18 protein-coding genes are annotated in these 18,294 nt (G+C 64.8%); 11 read left to right on the top strand and 7 right to left on the bottom strand.

Features of this window, described 5'->3' with window-relative positions; all coding sequences use genetic code 11:
• Positions 1–75 precede the first annotated feature (75 nt).
• A complete protein-coding gene (locus ACN8M7_RS04665; RefSeq protein WP_061237342.1) occupies positions 76–549 on the top strand; it encodes an Rsd/AlgQ family anti-sigma factor in 474 nt (157 codons plus the stop codon).
• Between the two features lie 59 nt (positions 550–608).
• On the opposite strand, the gene ACN8M7_RS04660 is transcribed toward ACN8M7_RS04665, so the two are convergent.
• Positions 609–1,256, bottom strand: coding sequence for an FKBP-type peptidyl-prolyl cis-trans isomerase (locus tag ACN8M7_RS04660; RefSeq protein ID WP_490259941.1), 648 nt, complete (start codon positions 1,254–1,256; stop codon positions 609–611).
• Positions 1,257–1,392: 136 nt separating this feature from the next.
• Between ACN8M7_RS04660 and ACN8M7_RS04655 the strand changes: the two genes are divergently transcribed.
• Positions 1,393–2,337 carry an AlgP family protein gene (locus tag ACN8M7_RS04655; RefSeq protein WP_490259940.1) on the top strand — a complete coding sequence of 315 codons (945 nt, stop codon included), beginning with the start codon at positions 1,393–1,395 and terminating at the stop codon, positions 2,335–2,337.
• Here ACN8M7_RS04655 and ACN8M7_RS04650 read toward each other — a convergent pair.
• Positions 2,334–2,777, bottom strand: a complete 444-nt coding sequence (locus tag ACN8M7_RS04650) for a TIGR02444 family protein (RefSeq protein ID WP_490259939.1) — start codon at positions 2,775–2,777, stop codon at positions 2,334–2,336. The genes ACN8M7_RS04655 and ACN8M7_RS04650 overlap by 4 nt on opposite strands.
• A 38-nt stretch (positions 2,778–2,815) precedes the next feature.
• Between ACN8M7_RS04650 and ACN8M7_RS04645 the strand changes: the two genes are divergently transcribed.
• The 6 genes from ACN8M7_RS04645 to ACN8M7_RS04620 all read left to right on the top strand — a co-directional run bounded on the left by ACN8M7_RS04645 (position 2,816) and on the right by ACN8M7_RS04620 (position 8,991).
• Positions 2,816–4,729 carry an ATP-binding cassette domain-containing protein gene (locus ACN8M7_RS04645; RefSeq protein WP_490259938.1) on the top strand — a complete coding sequence of 638 codons (1,914 nt, stop codon included), beginning with the start codon at positions 2,816–2,818 and terminating at the stop codon, positions 4,727–4,729.
• Positions 4,729–5,268, top strand: coding sequence for a mechanosensitive ion channel family protein (locus ACN8M7_RS04640; protein WP_061237347.1), 540 nt, complete (start codon positions 4,729–4,731; stop codon positions 5,266–5,268). The genes ACN8M7_RS04645 and ACN8M7_RS04640 overlap by 1 nt, the downstream gene beginning before the upstream one ends.
• Positions 5,269–5,342: 74 nt before the next feature.
• A complete protein-coding gene (locus tag ACN8M7_RS04635) occupies positions 5,343–5,975 on the top strand; it encodes a LysE family transporter (protein WP_490259937.1) in 633 nt (210 codons plus the stop codon).
• 158 nt (positions 5,976–6,133) lie between these two features.
• The gene (locus ACN8M7_RS04630) at positions 6,134–8,029 is read left to right on the top strand and encodes an FTR1 family protein (RefSeq protein WP_490259936.1); all 1,896 of its coding nucleotides are present in this window, start codon (positions 6,134–6,136) and stop codon (positions 8,027–8,029) included.
• Between the two features lie 124 nt (positions 8,030–8,153).
• On the top strand, positions 8,154–8,489 hold the full coding sequence (locus tag ACN8M7_RS04625; RefSeq protein WP_490259935.1) for an enhanced serine sensitivity protein SseB C-terminal domain-containing protein: 336 nt from the start codon (positions 8,154–8,156) through the stop codon (positions 8,487–8,489).
• Between the two features lie 52 nt (positions 8,490–8,541).
• Positions 8,542–8,991 carry a YaiI/YqxD family protein gene (locus tag ACN8M7_RS04620; RefSeq protein ID WP_490259934.1) on the top strand — a complete coding sequence of 150 codons (450 nt, stop codon included), beginning with the start codon at positions 8,542–8,544 and terminating at the stop codon, positions 8,989–8,991.
• 93 nt (positions 8,992–9,084) lie between these two features.
• Here the strand turns inward: ACN8M7_RS04620 and ACN8M7_RS04615 are convergent, their stop codons facing one another.
• Both ACN8M7_RS04615 and elbB read right to left on the bottom strand, forming a co-directional pair.
• Complete coding sequence (locus ACN8M7_RS04615) at positions 9,085–9,552, bottom strand: thioesterase family protein (protein ID WP_490259933.1); 468 nt, start codon at positions 9,550–9,552, stop codon at positions 9,085–9,087.
• Between the two features lie 187 nt (positions 9,553–9,739).
• On the bottom strand, positions 9,740–10,399 hold the full coding sequence (gene elbB, locus ACN8M7_RS04610) for an isoprenoid biosynthesis glyoxalase ElbB (protein ID WP_490259932.1): 660 nt from the start codon (positions 10,397–10,399) through the stop codon (positions 9,740–9,742).
• A gap of 164 nt (positions 10,400–10,563) precedes the next feature.
• Here elbB and ACN8M7_RS04605 point away from each other — a divergent pair, with 164 nt between their 5' ends.
• A complete protein-coding gene (locus tag ACN8M7_RS04605) occupies positions 10,564–11,808 on the top strand; it encodes a sterol desaturase family protein (RefSeq protein ID WP_490259931.1) in 1,245 nt (414 codons plus the stop codon).
• Here the strand turns inward: ACN8M7_RS04605 and ACN8M7_RS04600 are convergent.
• Positions 11,776–12,330, bottom strand: coding sequence for a DedA family protein (locus tag ACN8M7_RS04600; protein ID WP_061237355.1), 555 nt, complete (start codon positions 12,328–12,330; stop codon positions 11,776–11,778). The two genes, ACN8M7_RS04605 and ACN8M7_RS04600, sit on opposite strands and share 33 nt — an antisense overlap.
• Before the next feature lie 413 nt (positions 12,331–12,743).
• Here ACN8M7_RS04600 and hemB point away from each other — a divergent pair, with 413 nt between their 5' ends.
• Together hemB and ppk1 are read left to right on the top strand one after the other, a co-directional pair.
• Complete coding sequence (gene hemB, locus ACN8M7_RS04595) at positions 12,744–13,757, top strand: porphobilinogen synthase (protein WP_061237356.1); 1,014 nt, start codon at positions 12,744–12,746, stop codon at positions 13,755–13,757.
• A gap of 19 nt (positions 13,758–13,776) precedes the next feature.
• Positions 13,777–15,960, top strand: a complete 2,184-nt coding sequence (ppk1, locus tag ACN8M7_RS04590) for a polyphosphate kinase 1 (RefSeq protein ID WP_061237357.1) — start codon at positions 13,777–13,779, stop codon at positions 15,958–15,960.
• Between the two features lie 230 nt (positions 15,961–16,190).
• Here the strand turns inward: ppk1 and ppx are convergent, their stop codons facing one another.
• On the bottom strand, positions 16,191–17,693 hold the full coding sequence (gene ppx, locus ACN8M7_RS04585) for an exopolyphosphatase (protein ID WP_490259930.1): 1,503 nt from the start codon (positions 17,691–17,693) through the stop codon (positions 16,191–16,193).
• A gap of 85 nt (positions 17,694–17,778) precedes the next feature.
• Positions 17,779–18,291, bottom strand: a complete 513-nt coding sequence (locus tag ACN8M7_RS04580) for an ureidoglycolate lyase (protein WP_490260290.1) — start codon at positions 18,289–18,291, stop codon at positions 17,779–17,781.
• Positions 18,292–18,294 lie beyond the last annotated feature (3 nt).

Here is an 18,294-nt window from a genome sequence, read left to right as displayed (position 1 = left end):
GGAAGGCAGGCCATGAAAAACGTCTCGGGAACGGGCGTATAACAGGCAACAGCGATAAGGGAAGCGAGGTTCATCATGCTTGATAGTTGTCGGAACGCACAGGAACGTTGGGGCGGGGTTCACCAACTGATCGATCGCTGGCTGGGTGAGCGCCGCGAATTGGTGCTGGCCTACACCACCCTTACCCAGTCACCACAGGCGCCTGCCATCAATTGCGAGTCCCTGCAGGGGTTTTGCGAGTTGCTGGTCGACTATGTGTCGGCGGGGCATTTCGAGGTCTACGAGCAGCTGACCAATGAAGCCAAGGCCTTCAATGATCAGCGTGGTCTGGAGCTGGCCAAGCAGATCTATCCGCGCATCGAAGCCATCACCGCGGTGGCACTGGCCTTCAATGACCACTGCGACAACGGCGATTGCCGTGACAGCACCTCGCTGGTGGCAGAGCTCAATCAGCTGGGGCAGCTGCTGCACGAGCGCTTTGAGCTGGAAGACTGCCTGATCGAGGTGTTGCACAACTCCCATCAGGAACAGGCCGCCGAGGCGCTCTGAACGCTTGATGCAAATGGCCCGGACAAGTCCGGGCCATTTTTCATGGGGCAGGCCTGAGCTCAGTCGGTCACGTCGAGCAGGCGCAGATCGAATACCAGTGGTGCGTGGGGTGGTATCAGATCACCTGCACCTTCTTCCCCGTAAGCCTGATTTGATGGAATCACCAGGCGCCAGTGAGCGCCTTCCGGCATTTGCAGCAACGCACTGCGCCAGCCGGCGATCAGGCTGTCCAAGCGAAACCACTGCGGTGTGCTGCTTTCATCGAAGATGCTGCCGTCGGCCAGTTCGCCACGGTAACTCACCTGCACGCGGCTGCGGGCTGTAGGCCTGGGGCCGCTGCCTGGGCTCAGCTCCGTCACCAGCACGCCATTGTCCAGCGCACGTACATGCGGGCGCCGACCTTGCTCGGCGAGAAAGCGCTGCTCGGCCTCTATGGCCTTGGTGTGGCGTTGCGGCGAGGCTTCGATGCGGGCTTCGTGTTCGTCGAGCAGCTGTTCGATACGGTTGGCTTCGAGCCGCAGGGGCTTGCCTTCGTAGGCTTGGCGCAAACCTTCGAGCAGCTCGTTCAGCGGCAGGTCGGGCACCTCTTCGTGCAGGCGCTCGCCAAGGCGCACACCGAGGCTGTAGGCCAGGTCCTGCTGATGCTGGTCGGCCTGCACGCCCAGGCTGCAACAGATAGCGAAGGCGGCTATTACGGCGCGGCTCATGACGATGTCTCCCGATCAAGATGCTGGCGATTATGCCAGGCGAACAGCGCCTTTGCTGCTGTGGCCAAAAGGCCTATGGCGGGGCCTCGCGGCTGCGACTAGTATGGGCGCATCCACATCCGCCTGGAGGCGCGCCATGTCGGCCAAGAAGAAGTCCATTACTACCCCGCTGCACCTGTTGCACCAACTGTCTGCCAGCCTGCTCGAGCACCTGGAAAATGCCTGCTCGCAAGCGCTGATCGACGCCGAAAAACTGCTCGCCAAGCTGGAGAAACAGCGTGGCAAGGCGCAGGAAAAACTGCACAAGGCCCGCAGCAAGCTGCAGGACGCCGCCGTTGCCGGCAAAGCCAAGGCGCAAGCCAAGGCCAAGGATGCAGTTGCCGAGCTGGAAGAGCTGCTCGATGCGCTCAAGGCCCGTCAGAGCGAAACCCGCTCCTATATCGCCCAGCTCAAGCGCGATGCTCAGGAAAGCCTGAAACTGGCCCAGGGCGTTGGCAAAGTGAAGGAAGCCGCTGGCAAGGCGCTGGATACGCGCGAAGCCAAAGCTGCCGCGCCAGCTGCCAAACCAGCCAGCAAGCCGGCTGCTGCTAAGAAGCCTGCTGCTGCAAAAGCGCCGGTGACGAAAGCGCCAGTCAAACCAGCTGCCGCCAAGCCGGCGAGCAAGCCCGCAGCCAAACCCGCAGCCAGTAAGCCAGTGGCCAAGCCGGTAGCCAAGCCGGTAGCGGCCAAGCCAGCTGCGCCTAAAGCAGCCGCCAAGCCCGCTGCCGCCAAGCCTGCTGCGAAACCCGCTGCTAAGCCAGCTGCGGCGAAAGCGCCGGCCAAGCCCGCCGCTGCCAGTAAGCCCGCCGCGAAGCCTGCTGCAGCCAAACCTGCGGCCAAGCCGGCCGCCAAGGCTGCGCCGGCCAAGCCTGCGAGCAAGCCAGCAGTCGCGAAGAAGCCTGCCGCTGCGAAGGCTCCGGTGAAAAAGGCTCCCGCCAAGCCTGCGGCGACCAAGCCAGCTGCTGCTCCGGCTCCGGCCGCTCCGGCCGCTCCAGCAGCCCCTGCGGCACCTGCTGCGAGCAGCACCCCGGGCGCTTCCTAAGGCGAACTGACGGCGCCGCGCAGCACCTGCAGCGCGGTGCCGTTCCCTCCGCCCAGGCGGCCTAGCCAGTCGTCGTCGACTGACTCACCTGGCCAGCCACCGGCCAGCGCCTGCAATCGTTCGAGCAATACCCGCTCGGCCCGCAGTTCCAGTTTCTTGATCTGTTCGCGCAAGGCGGCCAGCTCCGCATCCTGATTGGCGGTACTGCGCCAGTCGCGGCGCGTCTGACGCAAGGGTGAAATCACCTCGCGTTGCCAGGGGCCAGCCAGTTCCTGCATGGCATGCAAGCGCTCATCCAGGCAGCGCACACCGCGTTGCTGCAGCCAGGCGCCGGTCAGCAACAGGCAGACGTCGTTACCTGAGTCCTGCAGTTCCAGGCAGGCCTGTTCCACGCCGTTTCTGGCGTAGAGCTCTAGAGCGAAATTCCACAGATCCTGCACGCGGCCTCCGGGGCGATTTGGTAGACTCCGCCGCCATTATGATCCGACTCCAGAACCTCACTCTACAGCGTGGTCCGCAACGCCTGCTCGAAGGCGCCGAGCTGACCCTGCACGCCGGTCACAAGGCCGGCCTGATCGGTGCCAACGGCGCCGGCAAATCCAGTCTGTTCGCCCTGTTGCGTGGTGAGCTGACGCCAGACGCCGGCGATTGCCTGCTGCCGGGTGATTGGCGCATCGCGCACATGCGTCAGGAGGTCGATGACCTCGAACGCTTGGCGGTGGACTACGTGCTCGACGGCGACCACCACCTGCGCCGCGTGCAGGCCGAGCTGGCCGCTGCCGAGCAGGCGCATGACGGTGCGGCCATCGCCCGTCTGCACAGCGAGCTGGATAGCGCCGACGGTTATACCGCCGACGCCCGCGCCCGCAAGCTGCTGGCAGGTCTGGGCTTCGAGAACGCGCAGATGGATCGCCGTGTCGGCGACTTCTCCGGCGGCTGGCGCATGCGTCTGAATCTGGCCCAGGCGCTGATGTGTCCGTCCGATCTGCTGCTGCTCGATGAGCCGACCAACCACCTGGATCTGGATGCCATTCTCTGGCTCGAAGGCTGGTTGCAAAGCTACCCCGGCACCTTGTTGCTGATTTCCCACGACCGCGATTTCCTCGATGCCGTGGTCGATCACGTCGCCCATGTCGAGCAGCGCAAGCTGAACCTGTATCGCGGTGGTTACACCGCCTTCGAGCGTACCCGCGCCGAGCGCCTGGCTCAGCAGCAGCAGGCCTACGAGAAGCAGCAGGCACAGCGTGCGCACATGGAAAAGTACATTGCCCGCTTCAAGGCCCAGGCCACCAAGGCGCGCCAGGCGCAGAGCCGGATCAAGGCCCTGGAGCGCATGGAGGAGCTGAGCGCGGCGCATGTCGACTCGCCGTTCGACTTCGTCTTCCGCGAGGCCGACAAGATCTCCACGCCGCTGCTCAGCCTCAGCGAAGGGCGCCTCGGCTATGGCGACAAGACCGTGCTGCAGCAGGTCAAGCTGAGCCTGGTGCCCGGTGCGCGCATCGGTCTGCTCGGCCCCAACGGCGCGGGCAAGTCGACTCTGATCAAGAATCTCTCGGCTGAACTGCAGCCGCTGGGCGGCAGCCTGACCCGTGGTGAGAATCTGGTGATCGGCTACTTTGCCCAGCACCAGCTCGACGCGCTGGACGACAAGGCCAGCCCGCTGCTGCACCTGCAGCGCCTGGCGCCGAGCGAGCGCGAGCAGACCTTGCGCGATTTCCTCGGTGGCTTCGATTTTCGCGGCGCACGCTGCGACGAGCCGGTGGTGAATTTCTCCGGCGGCGAGAAGGCGCGCCTGGCCCTGGCGCTGATTGCCTGGGGCAAACCCAACCTGCTGTTGCTCGACGAACCGACCAACCACCTCGACCTGGAAATGCGCCTGGCCCTGACCATGGCCCTGCAGGAATTCGCCGGTGCCGTGGTGGTGGTCTCGCACGACCGCCATCTGCTCAAGAGCACCACCGACGAGTTCCTGCTGGTTGCCGAGGGCCGTGTTGTGCCCTTCGACGGCGATCTCGACGACTACGCGCGCTGGCTGGTCGATTACCGTCAGCGCCAGGCACCACCGAGCGCGCCGGTCGAAGGCGCGGCAGACAAGACCGACAAGCGCGCCCAGCGTCAGGCTGCTGCTGCGCTGCGTCAGCAACTGGCGCCGCACAAGAAGCAGGCCGACAAGCTCGAACAGGAACTGGGCAAGGTCCAGGAGAAGCTCGCCGGCGTGGAAGCCCAGCTGGGCGACAGCGGCCTGTACGAGTCTGCGCGCAAGGATGAGTTGCGCCAGCGCCTGGCCGAACAGGCGCAGCTCAAGGCCCGCGAGGCCGAGCTGGAGGAAGCCTGGCTGCTGGCACTGGAAACCCTGGAGGCGCTGCAGCAGCAACTGGAGGAAGCCGAGTAATGGAACAGCTTGAGCTGCTGGCAGCCTGGCGCGACCCGCTGGTTCGCGCGGGGCAGGTGCTGCTGATCATCCTGCTGGCCTGGATCGCCCAGCGCATTCTCACCCGCGCCATCAGCCGTCTCGGCGCCCGCTACAGCCTGCTCCCGGCGGAGGTGCTGCAGCCGCTGCGCGGCCTGGTGCGCTGGCTGATCATGGGCAGCGCGCTGCTCATGGTGCTGGAGCGCCTGGGTGTATCGGCAACCGTGCTTTGGACAGCGCTGACCGGCTTCACCGCCGTTGCAGCGGTGGCTTTCTTCGCCATCTGGAGCGTGCTGTCGAACATGTTCTGCGCGCTACTGATCTTCACCATGGGGCCGTTTCGCCTGGGTGACACGGTCGAGGTCATCGAGAGTGCGGACAAACCAGGGGTCAAGGGCAGGGTGATTTCCATCAATCTGTTCTACACCACGCTGCAGGATCTTAGCGAGGACGCGGTCGGCGCCGTGCTTCAGGTGCCCAACAGTCTGTTCTTCCAGAAGTCGGTGCGCCGCTGGCGCTGAGTCACTGGTCGAGGCGCTGATGCAGGAGTACGCTGTAGCGCTTTTCCCGATTTCAGCTTCTCGAGGTACGCATCATGGCTCTGGAAACCTGGCTCGCTTTCTTCGTCGCCTGCTGGGTCATCAGCCTGTCGCCGGGTGCCGGTGCCGTGGCCTCGATGTCGGCTGGTATGCAATACGGCTTCTGGCGCGGTTACTGGAACGCACTTGGCCTGCAGCTCGGTCTGGCGCTGCAGATCGCCATCGTCGCAGCCGGTGTAGGCGCCATCCTTGCCACTTCTGCCCTGGCGTTCAGTCTGATCAAGTGGTTTGGCGTGGCGTATCTGGCCTTCCTCGCCTACAAGCAATGGGTTGCCCTGCCCAGCGATCTGGATACCGGGGCCGCCGAGCGCCCCATCGGACGGCCGCTGACCCTGGTGTTGCGCGGCTTTCTGGTCAACTTCAGCAACCCCAAGGCCATCGTCTTCATGCTCGCGGTGTTGCCGCAGTTCATCAATCCGCATGCACCGCTGGTGGCGCAGTACCTGGTGATGGGCGTGACCATGATCATCGTCGATCTGATCGTCATGGCCGGTTACACCGGTCTTGCCTCGCGCGTCCTGCGCCTGTTGCGTACACCCCGTCAGCAGCGCGTGATGAATCGCAGTTTCGCTGCGCTGTTCGCCGCCGCTGCCGGTCTGCTGGCGACGGTCAAGCGCGCGGCCGTCTGAGCCTCGTTCGCATCGGTCAGCAACTGATCGGTGCCGCTCCGGGGCTGGCCGCAACACTCCGTTCGGCTGATTGTTACCAGATATTTCAGATTGTTCTTGTGCTCCGCCGTTAGGCCGGCAACAATTTAATGCCACCCATTCTCGTTTGGGATGCATTAATGATCCGCTTTCGTTTCTCGCTTTCCTGGTTGATGCTGCCGTTGCTGGCCAGCCTCAGCTTTTTCGCCCTGGCCGAGCCCCTCGACGGTGCCGCTCAGGCGCTGCACCTGATCGGTTATATCGGCGCTGACTACCCGGCCACCGTCGCCGACGGCCAGGTAGTCGATGCCGGTGAGTATCAGGAACAGCTGGAGTTTCTCGATGTACTGCAGGGCCTGATTGTCGCCCTGCCTGCTCAGGCTGGGCGTGCCGAGCTGGAGCAGGGCGTTGGCGAGCTGCATCAGGCGATTGCCGAGCGCCAACCTGGCGAGAAAGTCGCTGGCGCCGCGCGCAAGCTGGGCGCACGTCTGGCCCAGCTCTATCAGGTCGCGCAAGCCCCGGTGCTGACGCCTGACCCGGAGCGTGGTGCGCCGCTCTATGCCCAGCACTGCTCGGTGTGCCACGGCGACACCGGCCTGGGTGATGGACCTGCCGGTATCGGTCTGGAGCCGGCCCCGGCCAATCTGCGTGATGCCGCGCGTCTGGATCGGTTGAGCCTCTACGACCTCTACAACACGCTCGGTCTGGGCATCGAGGGCACCGACATGCCGGCGTTCGCCGATCAGCTCGACGAGCGCCAACGCTGGGATCTGGCCACCTATATCGCCGGCTTTAGCGCCGCGCCGGCACCGGGGCAGGCACAGACACGCTTCGCCATGAGCGAACTGGCCGGCCGCACGCCTGCCGAGATTGCCGCCGCCGGGGGCGATGTCGCCGCGTTTCGTGCCCAGCGTGCGCATCCGGTGCTGGAGCAGCGCGGTCCGCAGCAACTGATCGGCTACACCCGCTCCACGCTGGAGCACAGCCTGCAGGCCTACCGCGATGGCGATCGCGAGCAGGCCTATGATCTTTCCGTCGGTGCCTACCTGGAAGGTTTCGAGTTGGTCGAGGGTGCCCTCGACAACCTCGATGCGGTACAGCGCAAGACCACCGAGCGCGCCCTGATGGCCTACCGGCAGGCGCTGCAGGATGGTGCCAGCGTCGCGCAGGCGGCCCAGGCGCTGGAACGGGCCAAGGCCGAGCTGGACAAGTCTGCGGCGCTGCTGGCCGATGGCGCCATGGACGATAGCCTGAGCTTTTTCGCCAGCCTGCTGATTCTGCTGCGCGAAGGCCTGGAAGCCATCCTGGTGCTGGCGGCAATTCTCGCCTTCCTGCGTAACACCGGACAGGATCAGGCCGTACGCAGTGTGCACATCGGTTGGGGGTTGGCGTTGCTCGCCGGTGTCGCGACCTGGGCGGTGGCGGCCTACCTGATCGACATCAGCGGCGCCCAGCGCGAGTTGCTCGAAGGCGCCACGGCGCTGTTCGCCAGCGTGGTGCTGCTGTGGGTCGGCGTGTGGATGCATGATCGGCGCCACGCTGCGGCCTGGCAGGACTACATCAAGAGCAGCCTGGTCGGTGGCGGTGGCCGTTTCGGCTTCGCCGTACTGGCGTTCTTCTCGGTGTATCGCGAGCTGTTCGAAGTGATCCTGTTCTATGAAACCCTCTGGCTGCAGGCGGGCCCTGCCGGACATGGCGCCGTGCTGGCTGGCGCCGCGGCCGCACTGGTGCTGTTGATCGGTCTGGCCTGGGTGATCCTGCGTGGCTCGCGCAAGCTGCCGCTGGCGACCTTCTTCGGCGTCAACGCGGTGCTGCTGTGCGTGCTTTCCGTGGTCTTTGCCGGCCACGGTGTCGCCGCGCTGCAGGAGGCCGGCGTGCTCGGCACCCGTCCGGTGGCGTTCTTCGAGTTCGACTGGCTGGGTATCCATGCCGATGCCTGGAGCCTGTCGGCGCAGGGGCTGGCGCTGGCCGGCATCGCCCTGCTGTACGGGCGCAGCCTGCTGGGCGAACGACGCCGCGCAGCGGCTCAGGCCTGAGCCTGGGCAAGGCGTGAACGGGGGCGACATTGCTCGCCCTCGTTGCACGATAGCGTGAACCGCTGCCACGACAGCGGGTCTCAGTGCGCCTAGGCTGGCTCCAATTTCTCTGCCGAGTGCGCGCATGTCTTCCTCGATCCACTCCACTCACTACGCCGACAGTCCCGATCTGGCGTTGGCTGCTCTGCGGCATCCCTCCCTGGAACAGGCCCTGTCTGCGGCCTGCGCCCAGCTTGCCGTGCGCGAGGCGTTCCTCGCGGCGTTGCGCGATCCGGCCATTGGTCCGCAGCCGCGCCTGCTGCTGGCGATTTCCGGCGCCGATGTGCACGCTCAGCGGCGCCTGGCGGCGCTGGTGGCCGAGCTGCTGCCCGATGAGCTGGAGCTGGATCTGATCGAACTGGCCGACGACAACCTGTCGCGCGCCGTGCGTGAGCGCTGCGAGCCGTTCTACAACGCCTGAGTCATTCGTCTGCTGGCATACTGGGCGCTGATTGTTCTGCGGAAGTTGCTGCATGCGTGTATGGATCGACGCCGACGCCTGCCCGCGGGCGGCGCGGGATCAGGTGGTCAAGTTCGCCCTCAAACGAGGCTTCGAGGTGGTGCTGGTGGCCGGTCAGGCCGTGGCCAGGCCGAATTTCGCCTGCGTGAAGCTGATCGTGGTGCCCAGTGGGCCGGATGCGGCCGACGATCATCTGGTCGAGCACGCCGTGCCCGGTGAGCTGGTGATCTGCAGCGACGTGCCCTTGGCCGACCGCCTGGTGAAGAAGGGCGTTGCCGCGCTCGACCCGCGTGGTCGCGAATTCGACGAACGCAACATGGGCGAGCGCCTGGCGGTGCGCAATCTGTTCACTGACCTGCGTGAACAGGGGCAGGTGGGCGGCGGTCAGGCGCCGTATTCGGAAAGGGACCGCCAGGCCTTCGCCAATGCGCTGGATCGGATTCTCACGCGTTTGAGTCGTTAGCCAGGCTACGCACCGCTTATGTGGGAGGCGCCTTAGCGGCGATCAAGGTGGCGCCAGTCGCGGCTGAAGCCCCTCCCACAATGTGCGGGGTCGCTACCCACACAGATAAGTGCCGGTTCCCACCGCCACCAGCACGCCCTCGTCGTTATGCAGCTCCATGCGGATCACCGCCACCTTGTTGCCGGCGCGCAGCGGCGTGGCCGTGGCGGTAAAGCGCTGGCCACGGCCAGGACGCAGGTAGTCGATGCGCAGGTCGATGGTGCCGAGCTTGGACAGCTTGCTCATGCGTTCGGCAGCTGGCAGGTGCTGGTGATTGGCGAAGGCGCCGATCAGTGCCATGGCGCCGCCACATACGTCGAGCAGGGAGGAAATGACCCCGCCGTGCAGGATGCCGTGGACGAAGTTGCCGATCAGTTCGGGCTTCATCGGCAGGTGCATGGTCACCCGCTCGGGGCTCAGCTCATCGAGCTCGATACCGAGCGCCTGATTGAAGGGGATGCGCTGGAAGAAGCCCGCCACGGCCTGTTGCAGGTCGTGGCTGAGGACGAAGGGCTGAGACATGGCAGGGGCTCCGGTGAGTTCTGCTGTCACGCTGCCGCAGCCCGCACGGCTTGACCAGCGGCGCGGCCGGACTGCCCTGGCCAATGACCGAAGCGCCCTGCAATGGGCGCTATCACCGAGCAGTGACGACGGGCTGAAGCCTGCCCCACAGAACCCCGCTGCCAGTCAAAGCGCAAAGCCAGCCAGATCAGTGGTGGGTCAGCTCCAGCACGCGGTCGACCAGCTTGTTGATGCCCGAGGCCGCTTCGGCGATGGACTGGGCGATCATGTAGGCCGGCGTGGTCACCAGCTTGCGCTTGCTGTCTTCGATGATTTCGCTGACTTCGCATTCATGGTGCTCGGCGCCCATCTGCGTCAGCGCACTGGCGGTATCTGCGTCATTGCCGATGGTGCACACCACGCCGGCGCCGAAGATCTTCGCCGCCAGCGCCGGGGCGATGCACATCAGGCCAACCGGCTTGCCGGCATCGACGAACGCCTTGCAGGCGGCCAGCACGTCCGGCTGCACGCTGCAGCCAGCGCCGCTGGTGGCGAAGTCGGAGAGGTTCTTCGCCACACCGAAACCGCCTGGGAGGATCAGTGCGTCGAAGTCTGCCGCGTGCAGCGCCTTCACGTCCTTGATCTGGCCTCGGGCGATACGTGCGGATTCCACCAGGACGTTGCGCGTCTCGTTCATCTCGTCGCCGCTGTAGTGGTCGACCACGTGCAGCTGCGGCACGTTGGGGGCGAAGCACTGGACCTCGGCGCCACGCTGGTCGAGGCGCAACAGGGTGATCACGCTTTCATGGATTTCGGCGCCATCGTAGACGCCACAGCCGGACAGGATCACTGCCACTTTCTTGTTCATGCTCGACTCCTGGTGAGGAAAGACGCGGCCCCGAAGTGGGCGCGGGTGTTACCAATCTCGGTGATGTCGCCAAATGCCACTCGGGCTGTCATTTGCCGCCGCGAAATCTGGCCAGGCTGGGCATAGGATGAATAACAGCCCATTCCCGACACAAGTACAACGATATGGCGTTCGTTCTCTACGCAGTACCCTTCTTCTTCCTGCTGATCGGCCTGGAATTGCTCGCTGACCGCTGGCGCGGATTGCGCACCTATCGCCTGGCCGATGCCCTGGGCAGCCTCGGCGCCGGCGTGCTGTCGCAGGCCACCGGTGTGCTGACCAAGGTGGTCGGCCTGCTGACCTACGCCTTCGCCTGGGAGCATCTGGCATTGTTCGAACTGGCCGAAGACAGCCTCTGGGTATGGCTCTTCGCCTTCGTCTTCTATGACCTCTGCTACTACTGGAACCACCGCCTGGGCCACGAGCGCAACGTGCTCTGGGCAGCCCATGCCGTGCATCACCAGAGCGAGGACTACAACCTCTCCACCGCCTTGCGCCAGACCAGTACCGGGTTCATCTTCGGCTGGATCTTCTATCTGCCGATGGCGTTGGTCGGCGTACCGCCGCTGGTGTTCCTGAGCGTGGGGGCGCTGAATCTGCTCTATCAGTTCTGGGTGCATACCCGCCATATCCCCAAGCTGGGCTGGTTCGAGTGGCTGTTCATCACCCCGTCCAACCACCGCGTGCACCATGCACAGAATCCTCTCTACATGGATCGCAATTACGGCGGCGTGTTCATTGTCTGGGATCGAATTTTCGGCACCTACCAGGAAGAACTCGACGAGGAACCGGTGATCTTCGGCGTGACCGTGCCGCTGGCCAGCTGGAACCCGTTGTGGGCCAACCTGCAGGTTTACGCCGGGCTGTGGCACGACGCCAGGCGTGCCGGCTCCTGGTGGGACAAGGTGCGCCTCTGGTTCATGCCCACCGGCTGGCGCCCGGCTGACGTGGTGGCGCGCTATCCCCAGGCCAAGGCGGACCTGAGCAACTTTCGCAAGTTCGAGGTTCCGCTGGGGCGTGCGGCTCAGGTCTACGCGTTGCTGCAGTTCGTCTGCTACCTGCTGGCCGGTGTATGGCTGCTGGCGCAGGGTGATTCGCTGGCGCTCAGTGCCGTGCTGCTGGCGTGTCTGTGGATGGCGTTGGGCCTGTGCAGCATCGGCATGTGGCTGGAGAATCGCCGCAATGCCTGGGCTATGGAGTGCCTGCGTCTGGCGAGCAACCTGCCGGCACTCTGGCTGGCCGGCGAATTCGGCATGCTGACGCCGGGTGCCAGTGCCTGGATCTGGCTGATCGGCTACAGCCTGCTCAGCCTGTTGGGTATCTGGCTGGCTCGCGGCTCAGCCGCGCCGGCGCTGACGCCACCGGTTTAGCCAGGCGAGGGCAAGCAGCAGCACCACGGCCGCGAGCAGGATGACCTGATAGTTGCGCAACTCGTCGAGCAGGCCGCCCATGGCGTTGCCCAGGCTGTAGGCCAGCAGGCTGATACCACCGGCCCAGACGCCGGCACCGATGGCGTCGAGCAGCAGGTAACGGCGCCACGAATAGCCGGACAGGCCGATGGTCAGCGGCATCACCGTACGCAGGCCGTAGAGGAAGCGAAAGCACAGCACCCACAGGTCCGGATAGTGCTGGATCAGTGCGCTGGCACGGTCGCCCAGCGGCTGCCAGCGTGGCTTGCGTGCCAGCAGCGCGCGGCCGTGGCGGCGGCCCAGGTAGTACCACAGCTGGTCGCTGGCGAAGGTACCGAGAAAGGCGCACAGCGCCACCCATTCGATCTCCAGTACGTTGCGCACGGCCATGTAGGCCGCTAGCAGCAATGACACCTCACCTTCGAGGAAGGTGCCGAGTACCAGTGCCGGGTAGCCAAACTGGCCGATCAGGTCTTGCAGCATGCCGTGCGCTCGATGAAGGGGTGCTGAAGACTACTCTGACCACGAGCAAGCCGGAAGGTGGCGCGTCATGCCACAATGGTCAGGTTTCGTGGCATTGCCGCCGCCCTGGCTGCGACCCGCAGTCGCATCGCGTCATGCCGCTGTCATCATTTGGTCATAATGTTCGTAGAACCTCTCCACGATCTGCCGCGCGTCGGCTCTGCTGCGTTAAAAACAGGCTCAGACAGCCGCTTGCGGCTAACGCACTAATCAGTGCGGCCCCGAAGGGGCGAGCGAAGTGAGTCATGCTCATGTGCTGGAGCACGCTCCGCCTACTCACCTGTTTTTGCCTTGCACAGCTCTAGCTCGCGAAATCGTGAACAGGTTCTATAACCTGTCACACTGGCCCGCCTGTGCGGGCTCTGGAGTCTGCCGTGAGCGTTACCCCCGCCAATCGTCTGTTCCCTGCCACTCGCCTGCGTCGCAATCGCCGCGATGATTTCTCCCGCCGCCTGGTGCGCGAGAACCGCCTGAGCGTCGATGACCTGATCCTGCCGGTGTTCGTCCTCGACGGCGAAAACCGTCGTGAAGCCGTGCCCTCGATGCCGGGTGTCGAGCGCCTGTCGATCGATCTGCTGCTCAAGGAAGCCGAGCACTGGGTAGCGCTGGGCATTCCGGCGCTGGCGCTGTTTCCGGTCACGCCGCTGGAGAAGAAGTCGCTCGACGGTGCCGAGGCCTGGAACCCGGACGGCATCGCTCAGCGCGCGATTCGTGCCCTGCGTGAGAAATTCCCCGAGCTCGGCGTGATCAGCGATGTGGCCCTCGACCCCTTCACCACCCATGGTCAGGACGGCATCCTCGACGAGTCCGGCTACGTGCAGAACGACATCACCGTCGATGCGCTGGTCAAGCAGGCGCTGTCGCATGCCGAGGCCGGTGCCCAGGTGGTGGCGCCGTCGGACATGATGGATGGCCGCGTGCAGGCGATCCGCGAGGCGCTGGAGTTGGCCGATCACGTCAACGTACGCATCATGGCCTACTCGGCCAAGTACGCCAGCGCCTACTACGGCCCGTTCCGCGATGCAGTGGGTTCGGCCGCCAACCTCGGCAAGGGCAACAAGCTCGGCTACCAGATGGACCCGGCCAACGGCAACGAGGCGCTGCATGAAGTGGCCGCCGACCTCGCCGAAGGCGCCGACATGGTCATGGTCAAACCGGGCATGCCCTACCTGGACATCCTCTGGCGCGTGAAGGATGCCTACAAGGTGCCGACCTTCGTCTACCAGGTCAGTGGCGAGTACGCCATGCACATGGCCGCGATCCAGAACGGCTGGCTCAGCGAGGCCGTCATCCTGGAGTCGCTCACCGCCTTCAAACGTGCGGGTGCCGATGGCATCCTCACCTATTTCGCCGTACGGGCGGCAGAACTGCTAAAACAAGGGCAATGACGCCCTCAGGAACCCAGCAATGAACAGCGAAGGACTCAACAGCGAAGTGCTCGACAACAACCCGCCTCCGGCCGAGGTGGTCGCCGAGACGCCAGTGGTGGAAACCCCGCCGCCGGCACCGATTCCCGGCCTGGATGACAGCAGTCTGTACATCCACCGTGAACTGTCGCAGCTGCAGTTCAACATCCGCGTACTGGAACAGGCGCTGGACGAGTCCTATCCGCTGCTCGAACGTCTGAAGTTCCTGCTGATCTTCTCCAGCAACCTCGACGAATTCTTCGAAATTCGCGTCGCCGGCCTGAAGAAGCAGATCAACTTCGCCCGTGAACAGGCCGGCGCCGACGGCCTGCAGCCGCACCAGGCGCTGGCGCGTATCAGCGAGCTGGTGCACGAGCAGGTCGAGCGTCAGTACGCCATCCTCAACGACACGCTGTTCCCGGCGCTGGCCAAGCACAACATCAACTTCATCCGCCGCCGTTACTGGACGACCAAGCTCAAGGCCTGGGTGCGCCGTTACTTCCGCGACGAGATCGCGCCGATCATCACCCCCATCGGCCTCGACCCGACGCACCCCTTCCCGCTGCTGGTGAACAAGAGCCTGAACTTCATCGTCGAACTGGAGGGCGTCGATGCCTTCGGTCGCGACTCCGGTCTGGCCATCATCCCGGCGCCGCGTCTGCTGCCGCGCATCATCCGTGTGCCGGAAGAAGTCGGCGGCCCGGGCGACAACTACGTGTTTCTCTCGTCGATGATCCACGCCCACGCCGATGACCTGTTCCAGGGCATGAAGGTCAAGGGCTGCTATCAGTTCCGCCTGACCCGTAACGCCGACCTGTCGGTGGATACCGAGGACGTCGAAGACCTGGCGCGCGCCTTGCGCGGCGAGCTGTTCAGCCGTCGTTACGGCGATGCGGTGCGTCTGGAGGTGGTCGACACCTGCCCGAAACACCTGCGCGATCACCTGCTCAAGCAGTTCGGCCTGACCGAGGGTGAGCTCTATCAGGTCAACGGCCCGGTCAACCTGACCCGCCTGTTCAGCATCACCGGCCTGGATGGCCACCCGGACCTGCAGTACGCGCCGTTCACCCCGGTGATCCCCAAGCTGCTGCAGAACTCGGAGAACATCTTCAACGTGGTCAGCAAGCAGGACATCCTCCTGCTGCACCCCTTCGAGTCCTTCACGCCGGTGGTCGACCTGCTGCGCCAGGCGGCGAAAGACCCGCACGTGCTGGCGATCAAACAGACCCTGTATCGCTCCGGGGCCAACTCGGAGATCGTCGACGCGCTGGTCGAGGCCGCGCGCAACGGCAAGGAAGTCACCGCGGTGATCGAGCTGCGTGCACGCTTCGACGAGGAGTCCAACCTGCAACTGGCCAGCCGTCTGCAGGCGGCCGGTGCGGTGGTGATCTACGGTGTGGTGGGCTTCAAGACCCACGCCAAGATGATGCTGATTCTGCGCCGAGAGAACGGCGAGATCGTGCGCTACGCGCACCTCGGGACCGGTAACTACCACGCCGGCAATGCCCGGCTGTACACCGACTACAGCCTGCTGACCGCCGACGTGGCGCTCGGTGAGGACGTGGCCAAGCTGTTCAGCCAGCTGATCGGCATGGGCAAGACCCTGCGCATGAAGAAGCTGCTGCACGCGCCCTTCACCCTGAAGAAGACCTTGCTCGACCTGATCGCCAAGGAAACCGCCGCGGCAGCGGAAGGCAAGCCGGCGCAGATCATCGCCAAGTTCAATTCGTTGACTGATCCGAAGATCATCCGCGCGTTGTACAAGGCCAGCCAGACCGGGGTGAAGATCGATCTGGTGGTGCGTGGCATGTGCTGCTTGCGCCCGGGCATCGCCGGGGTCTCGCACAACATCCAGGTGCGCTCGATCATCGGCCGCTTCCTCGAGCACACGCGGGTGTTCTACTTCCTCAACGGCGGCGACGAGAAGATCTACCTGTCCAGCGCCGACTGGATGGAGCGAAATCTCGACAAGCGCGTGGAGACCTGCTTCCCGGTGGAAGGCAAGAAGCTCATCACCCGCGTGAAGAAGGAGCTGGAAAGCTACCTGACCGACAACACCCAGGCCTGGGTGCTGCAGTCCGATGGTCGCTACCTGCGTCAGCAGCCTACCGGCAACCAGAACCCGCGCAGCGCGCAGTCCGGCCTGCTGGAGAAGCTCACCGCACCGGTAATCGTGACGCGCTAAAAAGGCCGCTTGCGGCGATCTGATGACCCTCTCCCGCTTGCGGGGCGAAGAGGTGCGTTTTTGGAAGCACTGCTTCCTGCGCCGATGAGCACCTGATCGCTGGCGATCAGGCCGGAGGAGAGGGCTTTGCGGTCTTGGCGGGTTGCACCCGCCCTACAGGCTTACCGCCGAAACACCGGTGCGCACGGCGCACCCTACGGGGTTGATAGCGGGTTTGCCTCAGAAGGTGATCAGCACACGCTCAGGGTCAGGTCGATACGCTTGAGCCACTCGGCTTCGGCTTCGAAGTCCGCCTGGGTCAGCGGGTTGGCGGTCAGCCAGCCTTCGGGGAAGAGAATCTCCAGGCTGTTTTCGCCCACCTTGAACTTCACCTCGGGCATGCTCTGCGTGCCGCGAATGTGGTGGAAAAGGATGGCGAAGCGCAGCAGTACGCACAGGCGCATCAGCTTCACGCCTTCCTCGCCGAAGTCGGCGAACTTGTCCTTGGGAATGTTGCGGCGGTGGCCGCGCACCAGCAGGGCCAGCATCTGCTGGTCCTGGCGGGAGAAGCCGGCCAGGTCGGAGTGCTCGATCAGGTAGGCGCCATGCTTGTGGTACTGGTAGTGGGCGATGTCCAGGCCCACTTCGTGGACTCGGGCGCCCCAGCTGAGCAGCTCGCGGTGCCAGTCGTCGGTCAGCCCCCAGTCGGTCGCCACCTTGTCCAGCGCCGACAGCGCCTTGGCTTCGACCCGTGCGGCCTGATCGACATCGACGTGATAGCGCTCCATGAACGCCGCCAGGGTACGCTCGCGCACGTCCTCATGCTGGTGCCGGCCAAGCAGGTCGTACAGCACGCCTTCGCGCAGGGCACCCTCGGAGTGGCTCATGCGCTGGATGTCGCAGGCATCGAAGATGGCTTCGAGAATCGCCAGGCCGGCCGGGAAGATGCCGCGCCGATCCGGCTTGACACCGTCGAGGTCGATCTTCTCCACGTCACCCAGCTTGAACAGCTTGCGCTTGAGCCAGGCCAGGCCCTCGACCGTGATCTCGCCATTGCTCAGGCCGGCGGCCTTGGTCGTCAGGCCGATGGCCTTGATGGTGCCGGACGCCCCGACGGCATCCTCCCAGCCGAGACGGCGCAGGCCCTGCTCGATGCCCATCAGTTCCAGACGAGCGGCGGTGTAGGCCTGGGCATAGCGCGCCGGGGTGATCTTGCCGTCCTTGAAGTAACGCTGGGTGAAGCTGACGCAGCCCATCTGCAGGCTTTCGCGCAGCAGCGGCTCGAAACGCTGGCCGATGATGAACTCGGTGCTGCCGCCGCCGATGTCGGCGACCAGGCGCTTGCCGGGGGTGTCGGCGATGCTGTGCGAGACGCCGAGGTAGATCAGGCGCGCTTCTTCGCGCCCGGAGATCACCTCGACCTGATGGCCGAGAATCTCCTCGGCGCGGCGAATGAACACGGCGCGGTTGCGCGCTTCACGCAGGGCGTTGGTACCGACCACACGCACCGCACCCTCGGGCAGGGTGGTGGTGAACTGGGCGAAGCGGCGCAGGCAATCCAGGCCACGTTGCATCGCCTCCTCGCTGAGCTGGCGCTCGTCATCCAGGCCGGCAGCCAGCTGCACCTTGTCGCCAAGGCGCTCGAGGATACGAATCTCGTGACTGTCGGCCTTGGCCAGAACCATGTGAAAGCTGTTCGAGCCCAGGTCGATGGCGGCGATCAAGGGAAAACTCTCGGCAGGGGCTTGGGGCATGATTGCGGCATCTCGTTCGATTTCCGCGCATCCTGCCACGACTGAGCGGATGAGCCAACGCATACGGATGTCGCAGCAAACTGGTCTAGACCTGTGATAGGCGCAGGTTAATCACACTAAATGGCTGTTTCAGCAGCTGTTCATCGCAGTTGTGGCCGTCGCCACCGCGGTCCACGACAAGGAAACGGCCGGGGTGTTGCAGGCACAGCAGCGGGTGGTGCCAGGTGCCGCGCGTGTAGTTCACACCCTGGTCCGGCGCGCTGATGAAGGCGCGGATTGTCGACTCGTCCAGTTCACCAGGCGGGGCGACGACGATCAGCATGCGCCCGCCATCCACCGGATAGAACGCCTGGCTGCCCAGCGGGTGGCGTTCGAGCATGCGGATTTCGAACGGTGCGTGCCAGGCCTTGCCTTCGAACAGGTTGACCAGGGTGCGCGGCGATTCTCCGGCCAGTTCCACCTGCGCCAGGTCGTGATAGCGCGTGGTGGTGCCAGCGTTGATCGGGAAGGCATGGGCACCGGCGGTTTCGATCACCTCGCCGAAGGGGGCGAAGGCTTCGCGGGTCAGCGGCTCAATACGCAGCGGCAACGGAATCATGAC

Origin of the sequence: Pseudomonas spartinae (assembly GCF_965197125.1) — a bacterium.
Classification (GTDB): domain Bacteria; phylum Pseudomonadota; class Gammaproteobacteria; order Pseudomonadales; family Pseudomonadaceae; genus Aquipseudomonas; species Aquipseudomonas composti_A.
Note: the sequence above shows the minus strand (reverse complement) of the source record. Positions and strands in the feature narration are given on the sequence as shown.

Bases quoted from the DNA above. Each gene is read 5' to 3' on its own strand.
- ACN8M7_RS04665 (WP_061237342.1), top strand. From the start codon at position 76: ATGCTTGATAGTTGTCGGAACGCACAGGAACGTTGGGGCGGGGTTCAC.
- ACN8M7_RS04660 (WP_490259941.1), bottom strand. From the start codon at position 1,256: ATGAGCCGCGCCGTAATAGCCGCCTTCGCTATCTGTTGCAGCCTGGGC.
- ACN8M7_RS04655 (WP_490259940.1), top strand. From the start codon at position 1,393: ATGTCGGCCAAGAAGAAGTCCATTACTACCCCGCTGCACCTGTTGCAC.
- ACN8M7_RS04645 (WP_490259938.1), top strand. From the start codon at position 2,816: ATGATCCGACTCCAGAACCTCACTCTACAGCGTGGTCCGCAACGCCTG.
- ACN8M7_RS04640 (WP_061237347.1), top strand. From the start codon at position 4,729: ATGGAACAGCTTGAGCTGCTGGCAGCCTGGCGCGACCCGCTGGTTCGC.
- ACN8M7_RS04635 (WP_490259937.1), top strand. From the start codon at position 5,343: ATGGCTCTGGAAACCTGGCTCGCTTTCTTCGTCGCCTGCTGGGTCATC.
- ACN8M7_RS04630 (WP_490259936.1), top strand. From the start codon at position 6,134: ATGATCCGCTTTCGTTTCTCGCTTTCCTGGTTGATGCTGCCGTTGCTG.
- ACN8M7_RS04625 (WP_490259935.1), top strand. From the start codon at position 8,154: ATGTCTTCCTCGATCCACTCCACTCACTACGCCGACAGTCCCGATCTG.
- ACN8M7_RS04620 (WP_490259934.1), top strand. From the start codon at position 8,542: ATGCGTGTATGGATCGACGCCGACGCCTGCCCGCGGGCGGCGCGGGAT.
- ACN8M7_RS04615 (WP_490259933.1), bottom strand. From the start codon at position 9,552: ATGTCTCAGCCCTTCGTCCTCAGCCACGACCTGCAACAGGCCGTGGCG.
- elbB (WP_490259932.1), bottom strand. From the start codon at position 10,399: ATGAACAAGAAAGTGGCAGTGATCCTGTCCGGCTGTGGCGTCTACGAT.
- ACN8M7_RS04605 (WP_490259931.1), top strand. From the start codon at position 10,564: ATGGCGTTCGTTCTCTACGCAGTACCCTTCTTCTTCCTGCTGATCGGC.
- ACN8M7_RS04600 (WP_061237355.1), bottom strand. From the start codon at position 12,330: ATGCTGCAAGACCTGATCGGCCAGTTTGGCTACCCGGCACTGGTACTC.
- ppk1 (WP_061237357.1), top strand. From the start codon at position 13,777: ATGAACAGCGAAGGACTCAACAGCGAAGTGCTCGACAACAACCCGCCT.
- ppx (WP_490259930.1), bottom strand. From the start codon at position 17,693: ATGCCCCAAGCCCCTGCCGAGAGTTTTCCCTTGATCGCCGCCATCGAC.
- ACN8M7_RS04580 (WP_490260290.1), bottom strand. From the start codon at position 18,291: ATGATTCCGTTGCCGCTGCGTATTGAGCCGCTGACCCGCGAAGCCTTC.